22 protein-coding genes are annotated in these 23,423 nt (G+C 70.5%); 13 read left to right on the top strand and 9 right to left on the bottom strand.

Annotation, left to right across the window (positions count from 1 at the left end):
• Positions 1-20 precede the first annotated feature (20 nt).
• On the top strand, positions 21-1,430 hold the full coding sequence (locus ACFWU9_RS03615) for a CocE/NonD family hydrolase (RefSeq protein WP_384314561.1): 1,410 nt from the start codon (positions 21-23) through the stop codon (positions 1,428-1,430).
• A 91-nt stretch (positions 1,431-1,521) separates the two neighbouring features.
• Positions 1,522-2,163, top strand: a complete 642-nt coding sequence (locus ACFWU9_RS03610) for a lipoprotein (RefSeq protein WP_384314559.1) — start codon at positions 1,522-1,524, stop codon at positions 2,161-2,163.
• A 140-nt stretch (positions 2,164-2,303) separates the two neighbouring features.
• Here ACFWU9_RS03610 and leuE read toward each other — a convergent pair whose 3' ends face one another.
• Positions 2,304-3,002 carry a leucine efflux protein LeuE gene (gene leuE, locus ACFWU9_RS03605; RefSeq protein ID WP_384314556.1) on the bottom strand — a complete coding sequence of 233 codons (699 nt, stop codon included), beginning with the start codon at positions 3,000-3,002 and terminating at the stop codon, positions 2,304-2,306.
• Positions 3,003-3,119: 117 nt separating this feature from the next.
• Between leuE and ACFWU9_RS03600 the strand changes: the two genes are divergently transcribed.
• The 3 genes from ACFWU9_RS03600 (at position 3,120) to ACFWU9_RS03590 (ending at position 4,930) form a co-directional block, all read left to right on the top strand.
• A complete protein-coding gene (locus tag ACFWU9_RS03600) occupies positions 3,120-3,422 on the top strand; it encodes an ArsR/SmtB family transcription factor (RefSeq protein WP_384314553.1) in 303 nt (100 codons plus the stop codon).
• Positions 3,419-3,811, top strand: coding sequence for a VOC family protein (locus ACFWU9_RS03595; protein ID WP_384314550.1), 393 nt, complete (start codon positions 3,419-3,421; stop codon positions 3,809-3,811). Before ACFWU9_RS03600 ends, ACFWU9_RS03595 begins: the two co-directional genes overlap by 4 nt.
• A gap of 171 nt (positions 3,812-3,982) precedes the next feature.
• Entirely contained in the window at positions 3,983-4,930 is a 948-nt protein-coding gene (locus ACFWU9_RS03590; RefSeq protein WP_384314547.1) for an MIP/aquaporin family protein, read from the top strand.
• A 170-nt stretch (positions 4,931-5,100) separates the two neighbouring features.
• Here the strand turns inward: ACFWU9_RS03590 and ACFWU9_RS03585 are convergent, their stop codons facing one another.
• Entirely contained in the window at positions 5,101-6,720 is a 1,620-nt protein-coding gene (locus tag ACFWU9_RS03585; RefSeq protein ID WP_384314545.1) for a methylmalonyl-CoA mutase, read from the bottom strand.
• A gap of 48 nt (positions 6,721-6,768) precedes the next feature.
• Positions 6,769-7,707 carry a class I SAM-dependent methyltransferase gene (locus ACFWU9_RS03580; RefSeq protein WP_384314543.1) on the bottom strand — a complete coding sequence of 313 codons (939 nt, stop codon included), beginning with the start codon at positions 7,705-7,707 and terminating at the stop codon, positions 6,769-6,771.
• 370 nt (positions 7,708-8,077) lie between these two features.
• On the opposite strand from ACFWU9_RS03580, the gene ACFWU9_RS03575 reads away from it, so the two are divergent.
• The gene (locus ACFWU9_RS03575; RefSeq protein WP_384314540.1) at positions 8,078-8,971 is read left to right on the top strand and encodes a L,D-transpeptidase family protein; all 894 of its coding nucleotides are present in this window, start codon (positions 8,078-8,080) and stop codon (positions 8,969-8,971) included.
• 346 nt (positions 8,972-9,317) lie between these two features.
• Here ACFWU9_RS03575 and ACFWU9_RS03570 read toward each other — a convergent pair whose 3' ends face one another.
• The 4 genes from ACFWU9_RS03570 to ACFWU9_RS03555 all read right to left on the bottom strand — a co-directional run bounded on the left by ACFWU9_RS03570 (position 9,318) and on the right by ACFWU9_RS03555 (position 14,196).
• Complete coding sequence (locus ACFWU9_RS03570; protein WP_384314538.1) at positions 9,318-10,649, bottom strand: hypothetical protein; 1,332 nt, start codon at positions 10,647-10,649, stop codon at positions 9,318-9,320.
• Positions 10,649-11,407: an RNA polymerase sigma factor gene (locus tag ACFWU9_RS03565; protein ID WP_384314535.1), complete on the bottom strand. Its 759-nt coding sequence runs from the start codon at positions 11,405-11,407 to the stop codon at positions 10,649-10,651. Before ACFWU9_RS03565 ends, ACFWU9_RS03570 begins: the two co-directional genes overlap by 1 nt.
• A 355-nt stretch (positions 11,408-11,762) precedes the next feature.
• Entirely contained in the window at positions 11,763-12,386 is a 624-nt protein-coding gene (locus ACFWU9_RS03560) for a hypothetical protein (protein ID WP_384314533.1), read from the bottom strand.
• Positions 12,387-12,570: 184 nt separating this feature from the next.
• A complete protein-coding gene (locus ACFWU9_RS03555) occupies positions 12,571-14,196 on the bottom strand; it encodes a glycoside hydrolase family 20 protein (RefSeq protein WP_384314531.1) in 1,626 nt (541 codons plus the stop codon).
• Here ACFWU9_RS03555 and ACFWU9_RS03550 point away from each other — a divergent pair.
• The 6 genes from ACFWU9_RS03550 (at position 14,135) to ACFWU9_RS03525 (ending at position 19,348) form a co-directional block, all read left to right on the top strand.
• On the top strand, positions 14,135-15,085 hold the full coding sequence (locus ACFWU9_RS03550) for a 2-oxo-4-hydroxy-4-carboxy-5-ureidoimidazoline decarboxylase (RefSeq protein ID WP_384314529.1): 951 nt from the start codon (positions 14,135-14,137) through the stop codon (positions 15,083-15,085). The two genes, ACFWU9_RS03555 and ACFWU9_RS03550, sit on opposite strands and share 62 nt — an antisense overlap.
• A 169-nt stretch (positions 15,086-15,254) precedes the next feature.
• Entirely contained in the window at positions 15,255-15,635 is a 381-nt protein-coding gene (gene sdhC / locus ACFWU9_RS03545; protein WP_189107523.1) for a succinate dehydrogenase, cytochrome b556 subunit, read from the top strand.
• A gap of 3 nt (positions 15,636-15,638) precedes the next feature.
• Positions 15,639-16,130 carry a succinate dehydrogenase hydrophobic membrane anchor subunit gene (locus ACFWU9_RS03540; RefSeq protein ID WP_384314526.1) on the top strand — a complete coding sequence of 164 codons (492 nt, stop codon included), beginning with the start codon at positions 15,639-15,641 and terminating at the stop codon, positions 16,128-16,130.
• 20 nt (positions 16,131-16,150) lie between these two features.
• Positions 16,151-17,905 (top strand): succinate dehydrogenase flavoprotein subunit, encoded by a 1,755-nt coding sequence (gene sdhA / locus ACFWU9_RS03535; RefSeq protein ID WP_384314523.1) that lies wholly within the window; start codon positions 16,151-16,153, stop codon positions 17,903-17,905.
• Positions 17,905-18,693 carry a succinate dehydrogenase iron-sulfur subunit gene (locus ACFWU9_RS03530; RefSeq protein WP_384314520.1) on the top strand — a complete coding sequence of 263 codons (789 nt, stop codon included), beginning with the start codon at positions 17,905-17,907 and terminating at the stop codon, positions 18,691-18,693. Before sdhA ends, ACFWU9_RS03530 begins: the two co-directional genes overlap by 1 nt.
• A gap of 124 nt (positions 18,694-18,817) precedes the next feature.
• Positions 18,818-19,348 carry a hypothetical protein gene (locus tag ACFWU9_RS03525; RefSeq protein ID WP_384314517.1) on the top strand — a complete coding sequence of 177 codons (531 nt, stop codon included), beginning with the start codon at positions 18,818-18,820 and terminating at the stop codon, positions 19,346-19,348.
• On the opposite strand, the gene ACFWU9_RS03520 is transcribed toward ACFWU9_RS03525, so the two are convergent.
• Positions 19,335-20,087, bottom strand: a complete 753-nt coding sequence (locus tag ACFWU9_RS03520) for a nucleotidyltransferase domain-containing protein (RefSeq protein WP_384314515.1) — start codon at positions 20,085-20,087, stop codon at positions 19,335-19,337. The two genes, ACFWU9_RS03525 and ACFWU9_RS03520, sit on opposite strands and share 14 nt — an antisense overlap.
• A 134-nt stretch (positions 20,088-20,221) precedes the next feature.
• Between ACFWU9_RS03520 and ACFWU9_RS03515 the strand changes: the two genes are divergently transcribed.
• On the top strand, positions 20,222-20,911 hold the full coding sequence (locus ACFWU9_RS03515) for a TetR/AcrR family transcriptional regulator (protein ID WP_384314907.1): 690 nt from the start codon (positions 20,222-20,224) through the stop codon (positions 20,909-20,911).
• Here ACFWU9_RS03515 and ACFWU9_RS03510 read toward each other — a convergent pair.
• Entirely contained in the window at positions 20,871-23,417 is a 2,547-nt protein-coding gene (locus tag ACFWU9_RS03510) for an MMPL family transporter (protein ID WP_384314513.1), read from the bottom strand. The genes ACFWU9_RS03515 and ACFWU9_RS03510 overlap by 41 nt on opposite strands.
• Positions 23,418-23,423: the final 6 nt, after the last annotated feature.

Here is a 23,423-nt window from a genome sequence, read left to right as displayed (position 1 = left end):
CCGGGGTTTCCGGTGGTTGGATGACCATGAGATTTGTTGATGTGCCGAGCAGTGACGGGGCCGTGCTGCGGGGGATTCACTACCCGGCCGAGGGGGTCGGGCCCGTGGTGTTGGTCATGACTCCCTACGGGGCCGATCGGTATCACCGGGACGGGCTGTTCTTCGCCGGGCGGGGGTTTCACTTCGTCAGCCTCGACTCGCGGGGGCGCGGGGACTCCGACGGGGTCTTCCGGCCGTTCCACGACGACGGGGCCGACGGTCACGACGCGGTCGGGTGGCTCGCCGGACAGCCGTGGAGCAGCGGGGACGTCGTCACCTACGGCGGGTCGTACAGCGGGTTCGCGCAGTGGGCCGTCGCCGGTACGCGGCCGCCCGCCCTGCGCGCCGTCGCGCCGGTCGCGTCGGTGTACCCGGGGGTCGACTTCCCCATGACCGGTTCCGTGCCGACCTCGTACGCCGTGCAGTGGCTCGCCTTCAACCGTGGGCGGCGGATGAACACCGGGCCCTGGAGCGACGACCGTTACTGGCGCGACGCGCACCGCGGCCTCGGTGACCGCCCCTTCCGGGATCTGGACGTCGCGTCCGTCGGGGAGCGGCTGCCGGCGTTCCAGGAGTGGCTCGACCATCCCACGTACGACGCGTACTGGGCGTCGTACGTACCGTCGGAGCCGGTCGGCGTCCCGGTGCTGGCCGTCACCGGCCAGTACGACGACGACCAGCTCGGCGCGCTGACGTACGAGGAGCGGCACCCGGCGACGCATCTGGTGATGGGCCCGTGGGACCACGCCGGCACGAGGTCGGCGGCGCGCTCCTTCGGTGGGCTGACGTTCGCGGAGGACAGCGTGATCGATCTGCCCGCCCTGCACGCCGACTGGTACGACTGGGTGCTCGACCGGGGCCCGCGCCCGGCCTTCCTCGCCGACCGGGTCGCGTACTTCCACATCGGTGAGGGATGGCGGCACGCACCCGCACTCCCCCAGGGTCCGTCGCGCCCGCTGCTCCTCCCGGAGACGACGCTGACCCTGGACCCCGCGCTGGTGGGCGACGAGCCGGAGGGTTTCCGCGAGGAGTTGGACGAGGACGCGTTCGTGTGCGTCGCCCCCGCGCACGATCTCTCCGGACGCCCCCGCGCCGCCCTCACGCTCTCCTCGGACCTGCCGGACTTCGACCTGCTGGTGGGCCTCTATCTGCTCCGGGACGGAGCGACGCTCCTCGGCGAGACGGTCTTCCGCGCCGGTCACCGCGATCTGACCCGCCCCGTCGAGCTGACTTTCCCCTTCGTCTCCCGTAGGACGGAGCCGGGCGACCGCTTCGCGATCCGGATCCGCGCGCCCCACAGGCGTTACGAGACGAACTGGGCGGCGCGGGGGGAGGTCAGGCTGGGTCCGGGATCGTACGTGGCACTCCCGGCGTCGGACCCCGGCCCGTGACGCGACCCGAAGTCCCCCGGGCCCGAACCGTATGATCCCTAACGGTTCGGCGCTCGCCGGGCGTTGTGCACGGCATCGGGGACGGACTCTCGTGGGGCGCGAACTCAAGACCATGACGGCGCTCGGCGCCGTCCTTCTGCTGGGGCTGCTCGGTGGCTGTTCCACGGAGGCGTCCGACGAACCGGACGCGAACGCGAAGGGGCACGCCGCCGCGCCGGCCCCCAAGGCGCCCGCCGCCGCACCGGCCGTGGAGCGGGGCGAATCGGTCGGTGCGAAGGGGTCTCCCTGCGAACTCCCCGCGACGTTCGACACGGCTGCCGGATGGACGGCGGAGGCGGTGACGGTTCCCGGGATGCCCGCGCAGGGACCGGTCACGCTGGCCTGCGAGATCGACGCCAAACCGGCGGGTCATATCGGCTTCCTGCGCGTATGGACGGGCGGCAAGGCGGACGACGACCCGCGCGAGGCGCTGGAGGCCTTCACTGCCGCGGAGGCGCCGAGCCGGAAGGACGCCACGTTCGAGGAGACCGAGGTGGGTCCGTACGACGGGGTGGAGGTCGGCTACCTCAACACCGGCGAGATGCTCGACGCCCCGAAGAAGGAGCGGGCACTGGCGTTCGCGACGCCGGACGGTCTGGTCGTGATGCATCTGGGCGGAGCGGACACCGAGGAGCACGAGCAGATGCTGCCGGCGTTCGAGCTGACGAAGCGGAGCGTACGCACCGGTTCTTGACCCGCGCCCGTCGCGAGGGCGGCGCGCGCCCGTCGCGATGGCGGCGCCGGGGAAGCGGTTCGGGCCTGTTCCGGCCCTCGGAGCATCCATGAGCCCACGCCCCCGCCACACTCCTGCCGCAGGCCGAGAAGCGGTGGGCCCTACGCCCCGCTCAGCGACAGCTTCGCCGCGAAGCCCAGGAACAGCGCGCCGATCGCCGACGTCGCCGCGGCCGACAGGCGCTTGCGGCGGCGGAAGGCGGTGGAGAGCGCCGTGCCTCCGAAGATCAGCGCCGTGAGGTACAGCAGGCTGACCACCTGCGCTATCACGCCGAGCACCAGGAAGGACAGCGCGGGATAGGCATACGACGGGTCGACGAACTGCACGAAGAAGGAGACGAAGAAAAGTATCGCCTTCGGGTTGAAGAGGCAGATCACGAAGGCGCGCCGGAACGGCCGCTCCGCCTCGCCGGTCACCGCGGGCGCCTGACCCGCCGCCTCACCCGCCGTCCTGTCCGCCGCCCCACCCGCCGGCTCGTCCGTCACGCTCTCGTGCCGCGACCGCCACATCGACCAGGCCGTGCGCATCATGCCGACGGCCAGATAGACGAGATAACCGGCGCCCGCGTACTTCACGACGGAGAAGGCCAGTTCGTTGGCCTGGAGCAGCGAGGCGACACCCGCCGCCGACAGCACCATCAGCACGGTGTCGCCGCAGAAGACCCCGGCGGCGCCCTTGTAGCCCTCGCGGACGCCCCGTCGGGCGGCCAGCGACAGCACATAGATCGAGTTCGGTCCCGGCAGCAGAATGATCATGACGACGCCGACGAGGTAGGTCGGCAGATCCGTGGCACCCAGCATGCGGCGGAGTATGGCACGCGCCCCGAGGCGCCAACGAGAGAATTTCGCCCCTCGGACGGACCCGCCCGGACGCCCCCGGACTTGATAGGCAAGCGAAAGCTTGCCTATGCTGCCGCCGTGGCCGACGACCTCTTCAAAGCCCTCGCCGACCCGACCCGTCGCACCATCCTCGACGAGCTCACGGAGAAGTCCGGACAGACCCTGTTCGAGATCTGCTCCCGTCTGAGCATGAGGCACCACCTCGGTATCTCGCGCCAGGCGGTCTCCCAGCACCTCGCCGTGCTGGAATCCGCCGGGCTCGTCGAGACCAGGCGGGAAGGCCGCTACAAGTTCCACGACCTCAACACGGCCCCGCTGCGGCAGATCGCCGAGCGGTGGCCCGTATCCCGTACATCCGAACCGGAGGAGAGCACCCCATGAAGATCCGTCTCACCAGCGTCTTCGTCGACGACCAGGCCGAGGCCGAGCGCTTCTACACCGAGATCCTCGGCTTCGTGAAGAAGCACGACGTCCCGGTGGGCGGGAAGGACCGCTGGCTGACCGTCGTCTCGCCCGACGAGCCCGGTGGCACCGAACTCCTGCTGGAGCCCGCCGGCCACCCCGCCGTCAAGCCCTACCGCGACATGCTGATCGCGGACGGCATCCCGCTCGCCCAGTTCACGGTCGCGGACGTGACGGCGGAGTACGAGCGCCTGCGCGGACTCGGCGTGCGCTTCACCCAGGAGCCCCTGGAGATGGGCCCCGTCACCACCGCGGTCTTCGACGACACCTGCGGCAATCTCATCCAGATCGCGAACGAGCCCCGGTAGCCCGCCCGCCGCGAAGAGGCATTCCCGCAAAGCGGGAGGAAAAGGGCGCTGCGCCACTCGGGTGGGGCGCGCGTCGTTGCCGTGTCCACCCGATCGCCTGACCTTAGGGTGCCATGACAGGGAGGGGACCCCCACTGCGTCTCGGCGCACCGGAAGAGATCCTGAGGACCCATGGCTGTAGAAATCCCGCCCCTGATCAAGCCCTCTGTCTTCCGGAGTCGAGCCACTCTCGCGGGCGAATGCCTGGCGGAATTCCTCGGAACACTCGTTCTCATCTCTTTCGGGTGCGGCTCGGTGGCGGTCGCCGTCGCGGCCCTCCCCGGGTCGGGCCGCACGGAGGGTCCCACCACGTTCTTCCTCAGCTCGGGGGACTGGCTGCTGATCACCTGGGGTTGGGCCTTCGCCGTGGTGTTCGGTGTGTACGTGGCCGGCGGCGTCAGCGGAGCCCACATCAACCCGGCCGTGACCCTCGCGTTCGCGGTACGCCGCAAGTTCGCCTGGGCGAAGGTCCTTCCCTACTGGGCGTCGCAGGTCGCCGGGGCGTTCGTCGGCGCCGCGCTCGTCTACTGGGTCTACAACGACGCCATCAACGCCTTCGACCTCGCGATGAAGGGCCCGAAGGTCAACGGGCATACGAACGCGACGTTCTCCATCTTCGCCACGTTCCCCGCGCCGTACTTCCACGGCGGCATCTGGGGACCGCTGATCGACCAGATCGTCGGCACGATGTTCCTGGTGATGCTGATCGTCGCCATCGTCGACCTGCGCAACACCGCGGTGAAGGCCAACCTCGGTCCGCTGATCATCGGATTCGCCGTCGCCGCGATCGGTATGTCCTTCGGAGCCAACGCCGGCTACGCGATCAACCCGGCCCGTGACTTCGGCCCGCGTCTGCTCACCTGGATCGCCGGCTGGGACGGTCTGGCGCTACCGGGCAATCTGGCCGGGTCCTACAGCGCCTTCTTCTGGATCCCCATCGTCGGGCCGCTGATCGGCGGCGTGATCGGCGTCCTGGTCTACGACCTGTTCATCGGCGATGTGCTCCACTCCCGTGCGAAACGAGCCACCACCCAGGAGGTGGGCGACACCAAGCCCCAGAAGGGCACGGACGAGCCCTAGCGGCACCGGGGCTCAGGGCCCTCACGCTCCCTCCGCCCCGGCCGGGGCGCCCACACCGGCCCCGCCGGGGCGGGCCCACGACGGGACACCCGCGGCAGCCGCGCGTCTCCGCGGCCGGCCACTGCGGCCTAGTGGCGGGCACAAAAGAAAGAAACCCCCCTCGAGGCGCGTCAGAACGTCTCCGTCGGGACGTACGCGCCCCACACCTCCCGCAGCGCGTCGCACACCTCCCCCACCGTCGCCCGCGCCCTGAGCGCGCGCTTCATCGGGTGGAGCACGTTGTCACCGCTCCCCGACGCCACCCGCCGCAGCTCCGCGAGCGCCGCCTCCACCTCCCCGGCGTCCCGCTCCGCGCGCAGGGCGGCCAGCCGGGCGGCCTGTTGGGCCTCGATCGCCGGGTCGACCCGCAGGGGCTCGTACGGCTCCTCCTCGTCCAGCCGGAAGCGGTTCACGCCGACCACGACGCGCTCCCCGCTGTCCTCCTCGCGCGCGACGGCGTACGCGCTCCGCTCGATCTCGCCCTTCTGGAAGCCGCGTTCGATGGCCTCGACCGCGCCGCCGAGGTCCTCGACGCGGGCCATCAGCGCCAGCGTCGCCTCCTCCAGGTCGTCCGTCATCCTCTCGACGGCGTACGAACCGGCGAACGGGTCGACGGTCGCGGTGACATCGGTCTCGTACGCGAGCACCTGCTGCGTACGCAGGGCGAGCCGCGCCGACTTGTCGGTCGGGAGCGCGATCGCCTCGTCGAAGGAGTTCGTGTGCAGGGACTGCGTACCGCCGAGGACGGCGGCCAGCCCCTGCACCGCCACCCGTACGAGATTCACCTCGGGCTGCTGCGCGGTGAGCTGCACCCCCGCCGTCTGCGTGTGGAAGCGGAGCATCAGGGACCTGGGATCGCGCGCGCCGAATTCCTCGCGCATCACCCGGGCCCAAATGCGCCGCGCGGCCCGGAATTTGGCCACCTCTTCGAGAATCGTCGTACGGGCGACGAAGAAGAAGGAGAGCCGGGGCGCGAAGTCGTCCACGTCCATTCCGGCGGCGACGGCCGTACGGACGTATTCGATTCCGTCCGCGAGCGTGAACGCGATCTCCTGCACGGGCGTCGCGCCCGCCTCGGCCATGTGATAGCCGGAGATCGAGATCGTGTTCCAGCGGGGAATCTCCGTCCGGCAGTACTTGAAAATGTCCGCGATCAGCCGCAGTGACGGTTTCGGCGGAAAGATGTAAGTGCCCCGGGCGATGTACTCCTTGAGTACGTCGTTCTGCACGGTGCCCGTGAGCGCGGCGCCCGGTACGCCCTGCTCCTCGGCGACCAGTTGGTAGAGAAGGAGCAGGAGCGCGGCCGGCGCGTTGATCGTCATCGACGTGGAGACCTGGTCCAGCGGAATCCCGTCGAAGAGGATCCGCATGTCGTCGATGGAGTCGATGGCGACCCCGACCTTGCCGACCTCGCCGCTCGCGATCGGCGCGTCGCTGTCGTGACCCATCTGGGTCGGCAGGTCGAAGGCGACGGAGAGCCCGGTCGTGCCGTGTTCGATCAGCCGCCGGTAGCGGGCGTTGGACTCGACGGCGGTGCCGAAGCCCGCGTACTGGCGCATCGTCCACGGCCGGCCGGTGTACATCGAGGGGTAGACCCCCCGGGTGTACGGGTACGAGCCGGGCTCGCCGAGCCGCTCGGCCGGATCTCGCCCGGCCAGGGAGCCGGGGCCGTAGACCGGCTCGACCGGCAGCCCGCTCTGCGTCCGCCGGCCCGCCCGGTCCGCTCCCTCGTCGCCGCGCTCGGGTGCCATCCGCTCCGCCTCCATCGCCGCTCGCGCCCAGAGTGTCGTTCCCTTCCCCTACATCTTGCGCGCGACCGCCTCCCGTCGCCGTGCGCGGGAGCGCATCACCGCGCGTGTCACCACCGGCGGCAGAAGGTCGATGGCCACACCGCGCGCGATCGACCGCGTGGACCGCCGGCGCCCGGACGGCCGGGCGGCTGCCGGTTCGGGGGCGGGCTCGGGCGCCGACGCCTCCTCGTAGTACCTGGAGCGGGCGAACGGCGGCGGCTCCATGCCGCGCGCCTTCAGCCGTACGAGCTGGTGCCCGGCGGCCTCCTCGACGCTGACGTCGCAGTCGGTGCGGCTGTCGGCCAGGGCGATCATGGCTTTGCGCAGCGGCTCGGGGTCGCCCCAGGTGGCGTACAGCTTCTGGGTGGTCAGACAGATCGGGCGCAGATCGCCGTCGAGGACCGCCTCCCAGGTGGCGAGGGCGACGCCCGGCGTGTGCTCGGAGCGGAAGTCGTCGAGCACGACTATGCCGCCGGGCAGCAGAATCTCGCGGGCCCCGGCGATGTCGCCGCGGACGTGCTCGTACAGATGCGAGGCGTCTATGTGGACGAATCGGCACGACCGCGGCTCGACCTCGCCGGGGACCATCGAGCTGGGTCCGTGGAGCACGCGGGGCAGCGTGTCGTGGAAGGAGAGGTAGTTCCGCTCGAAGGCCTCGCGCGTGAGCATCCGGTAGGACCTCGACGTCTCGGCGTTGTTCGCGGCGTCCGGGGCGTCGGACTCGAAGAGGTCGCAGACGGTGAAGCGGTCGCCGTCGCGCAGATGGTGTCCGAGGAAGATCGCGCTCTTTCCCATGAACACGCCGAGCTCCAGCAGATCACCCGGCTCTCCGTGTTCCTCCTGGCGGTCGAGCAGTGTGCCGAAAATCAACTGGTCGAGCGGGGGGAACCAGCCTCGTACGTCGGCGAGTTCGCCGGGGAGCGGCCGCTTGCTCTGAGCTGTTGTCATGACGAATGAACCTTCGGATGGTGGGGACGCGCTTCTCCTGGGCACCGGTCTGGGATTTCCGGTTTCGCATGGTTGCGCGCGACGGCGCCGATCAGGAAGGCTCAGTGGTCGAGACATGCTTTTCTTTCGCGGACCGGCAATGTGAAATTCATCTGCCGGTAAGTTTTCCGCGATGACGGCGCCGTCAGGGCAACCGGAACGGGCTCTGAGTTGTCTCAGGAGATACATGCCGGCGAGGCCGGCTCGGAGATACTCGCCATCGGACAGCTCAGTGGCAGACAGGGGGACGAACGTGCCCAGAAGATCAACGCGGGGCGGTACGCGCACGCGGACAGAGACGCGGCAGCCGCGCACGGCCACGCTCCGCGCGGTGCTCGCCACCGGCGCCGTGCTCGCTGTCACCGTCGGCTGCTCGGCACAGGTGGCGACCGATCCGGCGGGCGCCGCCGACGACAAGCCCGGCGGCGGCAACGGCGGCAGGGTGACGATCGAGCCCGCGGGGCCCGCGTCGGGCACCCCGTCGGCGAGGCCGGCCGCCGCGTCGAAGCCGCCGGCCACTCCCTCCGCGGAGCCGTCGAAGAGCGCGACCGAGGAGCCGGCGACGCCGGAGCCCGAGCCCCGGCCGCAGCCGAAAACGGTCCTCGAAAGCGGCGCCGAGGGCGACCAGGTACGTGAACTCCAGGCCAGGCTCCGGCAGATCGCCCACTTCGACCGCGCGCCCACCGGCTACTACGGCACGGTCACGGCCGCGGCCGTGACATCGTTCCAGGCCAAGCGCGGACTGCCGCTCACCGGCACGCTCGACACCGTCACCTGGGAGCGGCTGCTCGGGATGACGAGGAAGCCGACGGCGGCCGAGCTGCGCCCGCCGGCCGTCAAGAAGCCCGCGCCCAAGCCGGACCCGCGGTGCATGACGGGCCGGGTGATGTGCATCAGCAAGACGAGCCGCTCGCTGTCCTGGATGATCGACGGCAAGGTGATGTCGACGATGGACGTCCGGTTCGGCTCGCAGTACACGCCGACCCGCGAGGGCACGTTCAAGGTCGGCTGGAAGTCCCGGCACCATGTCTCGACGCTCTACGACACCCCGATGCCGTACGCGATGTTCTTCAGCGGCGGCCAGGCGGTCCACTACTCGGCGGACTTCGCGGCCAGGGGCTACAGCGGGGCCTCGCACGGATGCGTCAACGTACGGGACGAGAAGAAGCTCGCGTCGCTCTTCGACCAGGTGCGGACCGGCGACAAGGTCGTCGTCTACTGGTAGGCGCCTTCTGGTGGGCGACGGGGGTCGGCCGGAGTGCGGGACCGGCCCGGAGCGGTGGAGTTGAGAGGCGCGGGCGGGACCGGGGGAACGTATCCCGCCCGCGCCAATTGTGCGTCGAGCCGAAGGTACGGGGGGAACCCCGGCTCAGACGCGGCCGATGACCAGTCGGCTCACTCACTACTGCGTCACCGTGCGAAAAAACGTCACACCCGCGTCTCGGGCACCAACCCTGGCCGAAAATCGAGGGCCGCGGGGGTGGTTCGGGCAGCGGCGGGCGCGATGACCGGAATGGGTTACGGGAGCGGATGACCGGAACCCGCCATGGGCACGGTCACTCCGCGCACACCTAGCGGACCTGTTGGACCGTACCGGGACCGGGACCCGGGCCCGTGCCGGAGCCCGTGCCGGCGTTCGGCGTCACGGGGAGCTGGGGCGGCTGGTCCGCCGCCTCGGGGTCCGGGTCCAGACTGATGGTCTCGTCGTAGTCGCCGCCCGGCCAGCCGGTCGACGGCTGGCCGGAACCGCCGTCGGTACCCCCGCCGTCGCTGCCACCACCGTCCGTACCGCCGCCGTCAGTGCCGCCGCCGTCCGTGCCGCCGTCGCCACCGCCATCGGTGCCACCGTCGCTGCCGCCGACGTCGATGGGGCCGCCGTTCTGCGGGCCGTCGCCGCCGCCACTGCCACCGCTGCCGCCGTTCTCACCGCCGCCGTCGTCGTCGCCGTGACCGTGGCCCGGAGCGCCCTCGTAGTGCCCGTCGCCGCCCGAACCGCTCTTCAGCAACTCCTCACAGAACCGGGTGACGGCCTCGGGCCCTTCGGCCACGTCCTCCAGCAGCTTCTTCTTCCCCGGGGGGATCGTGCCGCTGCGGTACTCCTGGCAGGCCTGGACGAGCTTCGCGTACCACTTGTCGTGGCCCTTGCCGTTCCAGCCGTCGCCGGACGCCGGGCCCTTCTCCGCTTCTTCGCCGCCCTTCGGCCCGCCGGGCGTGCCCTCCGTCGGGTGGGTGCCCGTGGCGCCGGGCAGGACCGAGTCCGGACCCGCGCCCGACGACTCTCCCGGGAAGGGGGGCGAGCTGACGCCGGTGCCGGGCGATTCGGAGACCAGGGGTTCGGGAGTCAGGGCGCCCGAGACGGAGTTGCTCGGCCGCGGCGAACTCTCGCCCGCGGACGGCGCGTACAGATAACCGGCTCCGGCGGCCACCCCGCTGAGCGCGCATCCGGCCATGGCCGCGGCCAGCCCCAGCCGGATCGGGCGTGCGAAGTTCGGGAGACCCACCCGGCGCCGCTGTTCGGGCGCGAGGCGTACGGTCCCGATCCCGTCGGCGTCGGTGTCGGTGTCGGTGAGGGCGTCGGTGCGACCGGGGGTGCGCGGGGCGGTCCGTCCCACCGTCCCGACGGCCTGCCGGAACGCGGCCAGCGCGGCGGCCTCACCGGGCAGTTCGCCCGGCTCCAGGACAGTGGCCGCGCCCGAACCGGCGCCGGCGCCCGCGTCCCGGCCCTCGCGGCCGTTCCCGTCCTCGCTCCGGCCCGCGTACCCGACGCGTGCGGCTTCCGCCAGGAGCCCGGCGAGCCGGTCGGCCTGCGCCTGGGCGTTTTCATCGGCGGTCTCGACCGGCCGACCGCGCAGCAGAAGCTCCGCGACGCCATGGTTGAGCCACGTCTCACGCTCGTGCGCCATCACATGTCCTTCTGCGTCCCCGGCGGCGAATGCGTCACACCGGCGGGCTCGGGAGAGTCCTGGTGACGGCCGCGTTGCAGTGGTACGGATCCGAGCTCCAGCCCGCCCACTGCGCCACCGTGCGCGGCCCCACCGCGCAGGGTCCGTCCGGCGGCGTCGGCCGAGGCGGAACGGTCGGAGCCGTCGGGGCCCTCCAGCGGTTCCGGTGCCTCGGCGCCCAGCATCTCGGCCAGCCGCTTGAGCCCCCGGTGCGCCGCCGTCCGTACGGCCCCCGGCCGCTTGCCGAGTGTCCTGGCGGCGCTCTTCGCGTCGAGCCCCACCACCACGCGCAGCACGACGGCCTCCGCCTGGTCCTGCGGCAGTTGCGCGATCAGCGCCATGGTCGTGCCGGTGGACAGGGCCTCCATCGCCTCGTCGGCGGTGTCCGAATCGGCGGGCTTGCCCGCCAGCTCCGTCTCGTCGCTGCCGGCCGCCGGGCGCCTGCCGCGCATCCGTATGTGGTCGAGCGCGCGGTTGCGGGCTATCCGCGCGGTCCAGCCGCGGAAGCGGTCGGCGTCGCCGCTGAAGCGTTCGAGGTCGCGGGCTATCTGGAGCCAGGCCTCAGAAGCCACGTCCTCGGCATCAGGCTCGCCGACGAGCGTTCGTATGTAAGCCAACAACCGCGGGTGCACTGCGCGGTACACAGTCCGGAACGCAGTCTCGTCCCCGTCCTGTGCCGCGAGCACCGCGGCGGTGAGCTCCGCGTCGTCCCCCAGCACTCCACACAACCTGTCTTGAATCGCGGCTGGTCACTGCCGCGCGCCCCCACGCGCTCCTGCACGCTACGGCCTCTCGGACGCCCAAGTCCATAACTTGTACAACCGGCAACAACCACCTGTCGGACCCCGGTGTGACAGAAAACGCTCTCCCGACGCTGACATGAGTACGGGGCCGCAGAGCGTCCCCGCCGGAAGACGACCGGGGCCTCTCCTGTGGGGGGTGGCGGCCCCGGTCGTCCTCTCCACCCCCGCGCGCACGGCTGTGACCTGCCCGTTCGGTGATGGTGAGCCGACAGGGAGCAGCCCCCGGGGCGCCCCTGACACCCGTGGACGCGATGTCCGTACGAGCCCGGGGTCAGCCCTGTGCACGCGCCCGGCGTGAGACGACGGCCCGCAGGACCCGCTGACCCTCGATGGAGAGATCGAGTGCCTGGCGCAAGCCCGCCGCGCCGGCGGTTTCGGACAAGATCTCCAGGATCCTGGTCTGGCGGCGCAGTTCGCCGGAGACAAGCGGCCCTGCCACGAACGGGCCGATGCCGGGCCTGCCCTCGCCGCCGTCGGCCACTCCCGTACGGCAGCGCTCGACCCAGTCGGTGTACGTGCCGCCCGCGACGGTGCCGGCCGCGCCGATCATCCCGTCCCCCACCACGTCGAACTGCTGGTGGATCTCCAGCGCCGCCACGGAGCAGTTGTCGGACCAGGCGCGCAGCGGTTCCGCCGCCCACTCCGACGGCGCGGCGGCGAGCATCTTCCGTACGAGGAGGGCCGTTTCGTCGTTGATGACGGCCGCCTCCATCGCTTCCCTGGCCACCGCCAGGCGGGGTGCCCAGTTCTCGGCGCCGTCGGCGATGCCCGACCAGAGCGGGCGCAGCACCTCGCCTTCGTCGGCGAGCACCGGCAGGCAGCGGTCGAGGCAGGCGACCCCGCTCGCGGCGAGCCCTCGCTCGTCCGCCCGAACGATCAGTTCCAGCAGGCTCATTCACGTCTCCCGTCGCGGGCAGAATACTGCTCATTAAAGCGCCCGGCGGCTGAAAAACGTCACTGATGGCCCAGAAATACAGGTGCAGTTCGCGAGAAAGACCCTCGGGCGACCGCTACGTCCCCAATCGCCGGACGGCCCGATTCACGGTCCTGTCCGGCAATCAGGGACATAACCCGGGTGGCTACCCGGCCACCTTGTCGGCGAGCGATCTGAACTGGGGCCAGGTGAGATCTGGTTTGACCGGATTCCATACCTTCTGCGACAGCGCGGCCAGCGGCAGCCGGATCCCGTTCGCGACCTGGTCCTGTGTCTGGGCGGAGGCGATGTCGCCCCACACCGCGAACCGCGCGCCGAGGATCAGCTTCGAGTACTTCTCGGGCACCGGTGTCGTGCCCCGGAGGACGAGCGGGGTCCACTGCTCGTAGATCCGCTGCCCGGTGGGGTACACGAAGTCGTTCGGCTGGCCGAGGACGTAGTAGAGGAACTCGTCGTTGAGGTTCACCACCGGCCGGCCCTCGCGCAGATAGTCCAGCGGGGGCCTGGCGCCGATCTCCTTGCCGGTCCAGTAGTCGACCTGGAGGTTCTGGTCGGGCTTGACGACACCGCCGGCGAAGAAGCCGTCGTTCCAGGCCTGGACGTCCTTCTTCTTGGCCCGCACCACGGCCGCGCGGTCGTTGAGCCAACCGGTCGCCAGATCCTGGACCTTGGCGTCGGGGCCGTACTTCTTCTTCGCGGCGGCGGCCAGTTGGGGGAAGGACGTCTCGGGGTCCCGGACCACGAGCGCCTGGTACTCGTCGGCGCCGATGTGCCAGAACGGTCCGGGGAACAACGTGTCGTACTCCTCCAGCAGTTCGTCCACGATCTTCGCGGACGCGGGCTTGGAGATGTCGATGGCCCCGCGGGTGGGCTGCCCGCTCACGTTCCGCAGCTGGAGGTCGGGATGCCGCGCGAGGACGGCTCCCAGATGCCCGGGTGAGTCGATCTCCGGGATGATGTTGATGTGCAGCCGGCCGGCGAGGGCGATGATCCGCCGGACCTCGGCCTTGCTGAGGTGCTGCGCGGAGACGATCTCGGGGTGGGTGTCGGAGGCGATACGGAAGCCCTGGTCGTCGGAGAAGTGCAGGCCCAGCTGGTTGAGTTTGAGATCGGCCATCTCACGCAGCCGGTCCTCGATCCACCCCGGTGTGTAGTACTTGCGGGCGATGTCCAGATTGAGCCCGCGCTGCGGGCGGTCGGGCCGGTCCCGTACGACACCTTCCGGCACCCCGCCGTTCGCGCGTACGGACTGCTTGACCGTACGCGTCCCGTAGAAGACCCCGGCCTCGTCGGGCCCGGCGATCCGCACCCGCCCGTCGCGCGTAGTGAGGGTGTACGACTCGGGGCCCGCCTGCCTGCCCGACTCCAGGGCCAGCTCGATGTCCCCGGCCTTGGCCGCGGCCTCGCCCCGGTACTCGATCTTCAACTCGCCGGCCAGCAGCTTCCCCTCGTCGGCCAGCTTCTCGCTGTTCTTCGCGATGACGACACCGCTGTCGCCGCCGGGCCGCCAGCCGGGGCCGCGGGCCGCCTCGTGCTGTCGTACGGAGGGCACGGTGCTCGGCGCCTCGGAGAGCGGGCCGTCGGCCGAGGGGGTGGGTGCCGCCGGGCGGGTGTCGGACAGTGCCGACGACGCCTCGCTCGTGGCGGCCGTTCCCGCCCGCGCGCCGCGGTCGGAGGGGGTGCCGTCGGGCCAGGCCACCACCGTGAGGGTGACGGCCACCGCCACGACAGCGGTCCCGCCCGCCAGAATCCCTGGGGAGTTCCACCTCATCCGTGATCATCCCTTGCAGAAGAAAGAGGAAGGAAGTAGGGCGAACCTCCCATGTCCACCTTCATCGCGCGAGCCGAAGACATCCCGTCCGGGTGAAATTCGCGCATCTGTCGGGCGCCCGCCATCAGCCCTCGATAGCGTTGCGAAACATCCGTCTCGCCCATATCTGCCTTCACTTCCGTCACCTCTCCTGTCACCTCCTGTCACCCGTTCGGCCTCGCGGCCCGAGCCGCCCGAGCCGCCCGAGCCGCCCGAGCCGCCCGAGCGTGACGCCGCGTCCGAGGAGCCCACGCTGTCCAGCGATTCCCACGCCGGTCTGGCGCGCTTCAACGCCGCCCCGGCCGACACCGTCGAGCACGCGCTGCTGGCCTGCTGCGGCAACCGCCGCTGGGCCCGCCGGCTCGCCGACCACCGTCCGTACCCCACGGTCGACGCGCTCCTCGCCGCGGCCGACGAGGCGAGCTACGACCTCTCCAAGGCCGATCTCGCCGGGGCGCTCGCCGACGAGACACCGGCAGGCCCGCACCACGGGGCGCCGCTCGCCGCCCGGACCGCCCTGCGGGCCGCGCAGGCGGCCTACGAGAGCAATTTCGGCCACGCGTTCGTGATCAGCCTCGACCACTACCGCCCGGAGGAGCGCCTCAACCAGGTGCTGACCCGCATCCGCGAGCGGCTGTCCCACGACCCCGATGAGGAACGTGCCGTCGCCGCCGACGAACTGCGCCGGCTCGCGCGATCAAGGGTCGCACGCCTGGTGAACCACCCCGACCACGAGGGTGGCCGCCTCGCCGGCCGTCCCGCGGGCCGCCAACCGGAACCCCCCGCTCCCCGCGTTTCGCAGGAATCGAACGACTACGGCCGTCCGGATAGCCCGTCCGTGGCTGTTTGACCTCCTGTTTGATCACACGAGCGGGCCCCCGGGCAATCGAGCCGACAATGCGTCGCTACGATGGCCAGGGCCGGTGGACCGTACCCGGCCGGGCGCGACCGACACCACTGTGCTTCATCGAGTAGAAGATGGCGGCCGGCCCCGATCCCCGCTCCCGGAGGGCTTTTCCGTGCCGGCTGGAACGCTGTACCGCGGCCGGGAAGGAATGTGGTCATGGGTGGCTCATCGAGTCACCGGCGTCGCCATCTTCTTCTTCCTGTTCGTCCATGTGCTGGACACCGCACTCGTCCGCGTCTCCCCCGAGGCCTACGACGATGTCGTGGCGACCTACAAGACGCCCATCGTCGGGGTGTTGGAGTACGGCCTCGTGGCCGCCGTCCTCTTCCACGCGCTCAACGGCCTGCGGGTCATCGCCGTCGACTTCTGGTCCAAGGGCGCGCGCTACCAGAAGCAGATGCTCTGGAGCGTCGTGGGGGTCTGGCTCGTCCTCATGCTGGGCGCGATCTACCCCGTACTCGGCCATGCCGCACGGGAACTCTGGGGGAGCTGACCGATGTCCGCAGACACCAACGCGCCCGGCTCCACGGCCGCGATCAGTCCCGTCGAGAGCGTGAGCCTCTTCGACGCCGACCACCCGGCGCCGCTCATCGAGCCGCCGCGCAAACGCACCTCGAAGACCCCGAAGGCCACGCGCGGCAACTTCGAGATGGCCGCCTGGCTGTTCATGCGCCTGTCCGGCGTCGTCCTCGTCGTGCTGGTCATCGGCCATCTGCTCATCCAGCTGGTGCTGGACGGCGGCGTCGCCAAGATCGGCTTCGCCTTCGTGGCCGGCCGCTGGGCGTCCCCGTTCTGGCAGGTCTGGGATCTGCTGATGCTCTGGCTCGCGATGCTGCACGGCGGCAACGGCATGCGCACGATCATCAACGACTACGCGGAGCGCGCCAACACCCGCCTGTGGCTCAAGGGCCTGCTGTACACCGCCACGGTGTTCACCATCCTTCTTGGCTCGCTGGTGATCTTCACCTTCGACCCGAACATCCGCTAAGCCCGGGGCTGACGAGAGCAATGAAGATTCATAAGTACGACACCGTCATCGTCGGCGCCGGCGGCGCCGGAATGCGCGCGGCCATCGAGTCGACCAAGCGCAGCCGTACCGCCGTCCTGACGAAGCTGTATCCCACCAGGTCCCACACGGGCGCCGCGCAGGGCGGCATGGCCGCCGCGCTCGCCAACGTGGAGGAGGACAACTGGGAGTGGCACACCTTCGACACGATCAAGGGCGGCGACTACCTGGTCGACCAGGACGCCGCCGAGATCCTGGCGAAGGAGGCCATCGACGCGGTCCTGGACCTGGAGAAGATGGGTCTGCCGTTCAACAGGACGCCGGACGGCACCATCGACCAGCGCCGCTTCGGCGGCCACTCCCGCAACCACGGCGAGGCCCCGGTCCGCCGGTCCTGCTACGCGGCGGACCGCACCGGCCACATGATCCTCCAGACGCTCTACCAGAACTGCGTCAAGGAGGGCGTGGAGTTCTTCAACGAGTTCTACGTCCTGGACCAGTTGATCGTGGACGTCGGCGGCGTCAAAACGTCGGCGGGTGTGGTCGCGTTCGAGCTGGCCACCGGTGAGATCCATGTCTTCCAGGCGAAGGCGGTCATCTACGCGTCGGGCGGCACCGGCAAGTTCTTCAAGGTGACCTCCAACGCGCACACGCTCACCGGTGACGGCCAGGCCGCCTGCTACCGGCGCGGACTGCCCCTGGAGGACATGGAGTTCTTCCAGTTCCACCCCACGGGCATCTGGCGCATGGGCATCCTCCTCACGGAGGGCGCCCGCGGTGAGGGCGGCATCCTCCGTAACAAGGACGGCGAGCGCTTCATGGAGAAGTACGCGCCCGTCATGAAGGACCTCGCCTCGCGTGACGTCGTCTCGCGGTCGATCTACACCGAGATCCGTGAGGGCCGCGGCTGTGGTCCCGAGGGCGACCACGTCTATCTCGACCTGACGCATCTGCCGCCGGAGCAACTGGACGCCAAGCTCCCGGACATCACCGAGTTCGCGCGTACGTACCTCGGCATCGAGCCGTACACGGACCCGATCCCGATCCAGCCCACCGCGCACTACGCGATGGGCGGCATCCCGACCAACGTCCAGGGCGAGGTCCTGCGCGACAACACCACGGTCGTACCCGGGCTGTACGCGGCCGGCGAGGTCGCGTGCGTGTCGGTGCACGGTGCCAACCGCCTCGGCACCAACTCGCTGCTCGACATCAACGTCTTCGGCAAGCGCGCCGGGATCGCCGCCGCCGGGTACGCGGCCAAGCACGACCACGTCGAACTCCCCGACAACCCGGCCGAGCTGGTCCAGGCACAGGTCGAGCGGCTGCGCGCGTCGACGGGCGACGAGCGGGTGGCGGACATCCGCCGCGAGCTCCAGGAGACGATGGACGCCAACGTCATGGTCTTCCGCACCGAGCAGACGATCAAGGCGGCCGTCGAGAAGATCGGTGAGCTGCGCGACCGCTATCTGCGCGTGTCCATCCAGGACAAGGGCAAGCGGTTCAACACGGATCTGCTGGAGGCCGTCGAGCTGGGCAACCTGCTCGACCTGGCCGAGGTGATGGCCGTCTCCGCGCTCGCCCGCAAGGAGTCGCGCGGCGGTCACTACCGCGAGGACTTCCCCAACCGGGACGACGTGAACTTCATGCGCCACACCATGGCGTACCGCGAGGTCGGCGACGACGGCACGGAGTCCATCCGTCTCGACTACAAGCCGGTCGTCCAGACCCGCTACCAGCCGATGGAGCGTAAGTACTGATGGCAACTCCCCTACTGGACAAGGCCGAGTCCGATTCCGTGTCGGACCCGGCGTCGCCGTACATCACGGTCACGCTGCGGATCCGCCGCTTCAACCCGGAGATCTCCGACGAGTCCCACTGGGAGGACTTCTCGATAGAGATCGACCCCAAGGAGCGGGTGCTCGACGCCCTCCACAAGATCAAGTGGCACGTCGACGGCTCGCTGACCTTCCGGCGCTCCTGCGCGCACGGGATCTGCGGCTCGGACGCGATGCGGATCAACGGCAAGAACCGGCTCGCCTGCAAGACGCTGATCAAGGACATCACGTCGGTCGACAAGAAGACCGGTGCCACCAAGCCGATCACGGTCGAGGCCATAAAGGGGCTGACGGTCCTCAAGGACCTGGTCGTGGACATGGAGCCGTTCTTCCAGGCGTACCGCGACGTGATGCCCTTCCTGGTCACCACCGGGAACGAGCCGACGCGTGAGCGGCTCCAGTCGGCGGAGGACCGCGAGCGGTTCGACGACACGACGAAGTGCATCCTCTGCGCGGCGTGCACGTCGTCGTGCCCGGTGTTCTGGAACGACGGGCAGTACTTCGGCCCGGCGGCGATCGTGAACGCGCACCGGTTCATCTTCGACTCGCGCGACGAGGCCGGCGAGCAGCGGCTGGAGATCCTCAACGACAAGGACGGCGTGTGGCGTTGCCGCACGACGTTCAACTGCACCGACGCCTGCCCGCGCGGTATCGAGGTCACCAAGGCGATCCAGGAAGTGAAGCGCGCGCTGATCACACGCCGCTTCTGACCGCTTATCACCCGCCTTCACGGTGAGGGCCCGTTTCCGTACAAAGCCGTAACGGCCCGTACGGTACGGGCCCTTTCTGTGCCAGGATTCAGACAGACCAAGCATCAGGGGAAGCGGGGAAGTCATGAGCCAGCCGAATCCGAACCCGAATCCGGACGGGGACGGGGCCTATGGATGGGGCCCCACCCAGCCGGGTTACGGCTATCCCAACCCGACGCCGGGATACGGCTATCCCAGCCAGGGCGGCCCGGCGTACGACCCGACGCTGGCCGCCGGCGGCCAGCTCGTCCCCACGCCCTCCGGCGGCGGCGCGCCGCTGGTCTCGATCGGGGACATCACCGTCATGAACGACGGCATCGTGACGCCGTCCGGCACACTGCCGCTGCGCGGCGCGGTGTGGAACGCGACGGACATGTCGCGTACGGAGGAGAAGATCCCGACCCACGCCATCATCCTGGCGGTCGTCTTCTTCATCTTCTGTCTGCTCGGTCTGCTCTTCCTCCTGATGAAGGAGAGGAAGACGACCGGGTTCATCCAGGTCACGGTGACCAGCGGCGGCAGGCACCACTCGACGATGATCCCGGCCAACAACCCGGACAGCTTCAATGTCGTCATGGGGCAGATCAGCTACGCCCGTTCGCTCAGCGCGATGTAGCGGGGGAGGGCGCGGCGCCGTCGGTGGCCGCGCCCTCGCGCTCGGCGCCCTCCGGCCAGACCGTCACCGCGCGTCTGCGGTAGCCCTCGCGCGCCGACTCCTCGACGGAGAAGGTGACGGCCTGACCCACCGCCGGCTCCACGTAGTCCTCACCGGCGACGGCCGAGAAGTGCGCCCACACGTCCTCCCGGAGATTGGCCGCGTCCAGCACACCCCACCCCTCCTCCTCGTGCCAGGCGCGCACCCGCGCGGCCAGCGGTACGCCGAAGCGGTGGTGCAGGGCCAGGACGTCCCGTTCGTCGTCCTCGCCGAGCGCGTACCCGGTGTGCGAGGCGATCTGGTACTCCGGGGTGACGCAGCCGACGCGGCGGCCCCGGACCCGGCCGCTGCCGTTCAGGGAGCCCACCGGACAGGGCAGCCCGCCGGGGCCGTGCACGCGGACGCCCCGCTCGTCCGTCCGGGTGGCGCCCAGGTCCACCGTGTGGACGTCGACCTTTCGGCCGGCGTCGTCCACCAGCACCAGGCGGTGTTCCGTACGCAGCGGCCGGAAGCCGTGGTCCCCCATGGTCCGTCCGTGGTGGGCGAGGCTCTCGGCACGTACGACGATGTCCAGGTCCTCGTGGGGGCGGGTCTGCTCGCCCAGGAGGGCGTCGACGCCCCAGCCGCCGTCGAGCCAGACCTCGACGCCGGCCCGGTCGAGCAGGTCCAGGACGGCGAGCACATCCTCCGCGCGCATCATGGGCCCGACTCTTCCCGAAGGGACGGCGGACGGCATCATGTTCCGACAGGTGGTGCGTCGTGCCTCCACCGTTCGGGCCCGCTCGGCGTGAGGGAAGCGGCGGGCCGCCCGAGTGACCGAAGGACAGGGACGACATCAAGGCCTCCCGGAGCGAGCAGACCCGCACACTCATCCTCGAAACCGCGCTGCGCCTCTTCGAGGAGAACGGCTACGACCGGACGACCATGCGGTCCATCGCCAGGGAGGCCGGTGTCTCGGTCGGGAACGCGTACTACTACTTCTCCTCCAAAGAACATCTCGTCCAGGGCTTCTACGACCGCATCGCCGCCGAGCACGCCGAGGCCGTCCGGCAGGTCCTCGCCGACGAGAAGGACCTGGCGGTCCGTCTCAGGGGTGTCCTGCTGACCTGGCTGGACGTCGCGGAGCCGTACCACCGCTTCGCCGCCCAGTTCTTCAAGAACGCCGCCGACCCCGACAGCCCGCTCAGTCCCTTCTCCCCGGACTCCGCCCCCGCGCGCGAGGCGGCCGTCGCCATCCACGAGCGGGTGCTCGCCGGCTCGTCGGCCCGGATCGACCCGCAACTGGGTGAGCAGCTGCCGCATCTGCTCTGGCTGATGCAGATGGGGCTGGTCCTGTACTGGGTGTACGACCGTACGGAGGGCGCCGGGCGCAGCCGGCGGCTGGTGGTGCGCGCGACGCCGGTGGTCGCCCGGGTGATCGCGCTCTCCCGGTACCGGATGCTGCGTCCTGTCGTACGTCAACTCCACGAACTGCTGGTCGAGTTCATGCCGGGTGCGATGGTGACGAGGCCTCCGAGGGGCTGAGCGTCAGATCGTGGATCAGCGGCTCGTCGCCGACCAGGATGTTCCGGGTCCAGGACTCGTGGTGGTCGGACGTGACGGCCAGCAGGTACGAGCCGTCGACCGGGGCGGTGAGGATGTACCCGCCGTCGGCGAGCGTCGAGACCCGGTCGAGCTGTTGGCCCGCGGGCGAGAGCAGGGTCAGTACGGCGTCGGGGACGGGCGAGCCCTCCTCGGTGAGGACGAAGCCGTGTACGACGGTGGTGCCTCCGCAGGCCGCTCCCGTGTCCGTGTCCCTGAGGGAGCCGTGTCCCGTCGTCGGCCGCTCCGTCCGCGGGGCGGCCCCGGGTGCGTCGGCCGCTCGGGGTGGATCGGGGGCCTCCACCGCCAGATGCGGAAGCCGCTTCTCCAGCCAGGCGGGCAGCCACCAGTTGGCGCGCCCGAGCAGATGCATCGCCGCCGGGACCAGCGCCGTACGCAGGGCGAACGCGTCCAGCGCCACGGCGGCGGCCAGCCCGACACCCGCCACGGCCCCCTCGGTGTCACCGCTCAGCACGAACGCCCCGAAGACGCAGATCATGATGAGCGCGGCCGAGTTGATGACGCGGCTGGTCTCGGCGAGCCCGACCCGTACGGCACGGGCGTTGTCCTTCGTGTGCACCCACTCCTCGTGCATACGGCTGACAAGGAAGACCTGGTAGTCCATCGAGAGCCCGAACAGCATCGACAGCATGATCACCGGCAGGAACGCGGTGATCGGCCCCTCCCTCCCGAAGCCCAGCAGCTCGGCCCCCCAGCCCCACTGGAAGATCGCGACCAGCACGCCGAAGGAGGCGGCGGCGGCGATCAGGTTCATCACGGCGGCCGTCAGCGGCACCACGAGGGAGCGGAAGGCGAGGAGCAGCAGCAGAAAGCCCAGGCCGATGATGGTGGCGACGAACTGGGGCATCCGGTCGGCGGTGACGGTGGAGAAGTCCTTGAAGACGGCGGTCACTCCCCCGACGTGCGCCTCCATCCCTGAGTCGGGGACGACATCCTCGCGCAGCCGGTCGATGAGCCGGTCCGTCCTCACGTCCTGCGGCGAGGTGGTGGGGACGACCTGGACGACCGTCACGGGGGCCGGTGAGCCGGGTGGCAGGGGCATCGCGGCGGCCATCGCCACCCCGTCGTCGGCGGCGACCCGTTCGACGAGCGTGTCCACGGCCGCCTCCACCCCGGGGTCGCCGGGCGCGCCGAGCCGGCCGGTCTCCACGACGAGCTGGAGCGGTCCGTTGAAGCCGGGGCCGAAGCCGTCGGCGAGCAGGTCGTACGCCTGCCGGGTCGTCCGGTCCTCGGGGTGGTTGCCCTGGTCGGTGGCGCCGAGCCGGAGCGACAGGACCGGGAACGCCAGCGCGGCCATCAGCACGACGGCCACCGCCGCCACGGCCCTCGGACGTCTCTGCACGGCGGCCGACCAGCGGGCCGCCGCGCCCGTCGCCTCCGCGGGCTCCGGTCCCTCGGCGGCGAGCCTGCGCCGCTGCCGGCGGCTCAGTACGCGCTCACCGAGCAGTCCGAGCAGCGCGGGCAGCAGGGTGATCGCGGCCAGGACGCTCAGGACGACGGTCAGCGACGTGGCGACCACGACACCTTCGAGGAAACTCATCCGCGTCACGAGCATGCCGGCGAGCGCGACGCAGACGGTGCCGCCCGCGAAGAGCACGGCGCGGCCCGCCGTGTTGAGCGCCTGGACGGCCGAGTCCTCGGGCGACCGGCCGCCGAGCAGGGCTCTGCGGTGGCGGGTGACGATGAACAGGGCGTAGTCGATACCGACGCCGAGACCGATCAACGAGCCGAGCAGCGAGGCCACTTCGGGCACATCGACGACATGGCTCAGCAGCAGCGTCGACATCAGCCCCGTACCGACGCCGAAGATCGCGACCGTGATCGGCAGCAGCATCGAGAAGAGCGAGCCGAAGGCGAGGAAGAGGACGACGCCCGCCGCGAGGATGCCGACCGTCTCGGCGATGCCGGTGGGCGGTGCGGAGATCCGGGTGATCGCCTGTCCGCCCAGCTCCACCTGGAGCCCGGCGCGCTCCGCGCCCCGCGCGGTGTCCACGACCTCCTGGACGAGCTCCTTCGGTACGGCGTCGGCCTGTTCGGCGAAGGTCACCTGCGCGTACGCGGTGCGCCCGTCCTCGCTGATCCGCGCGGCCCCGCCGGATCCCGGTCCGTACGGGCCGACGACATCCCCGACGCCCGGCAGGGAGCCGATGCGGTCGAGTGCCGGCTCCAGCCGGTCCCGTACGGCGCTGTCGGTGACGTCCCCCGAGTCGACGCGCCACACGACGGTGACCGTGTCGCCCGCGCTCTCCGGGAAGACCTCGGCCATCCGGTCGTGGGCCCGGGACGAGTCGGTGCCCGGGATGCCGAACATGTTGGCGTAGTTGCCTCCCGCCGCGGTGCCGGCCACGCCCAGAACCGCCAGCGCCGCCACCCACAGGGCCAGGACAAGGAGCTTGTGCCGGTAGCACCACCGTGCCCATGCCTCCACGATCTC

Origin of the sequence: Streptomyces sp. NPDC058653 (genome assembly GCF_042716895.1) — a bacterium.
Classification (GTDB): domain Bacteria; phylum Actinomycetota; class Actinomycetes; order Streptomycetales; family Streptomycetaceae; genus Streptomyces.
This window is presented reverse-complemented; position numbering and strand designations above follow the sequence as displayed.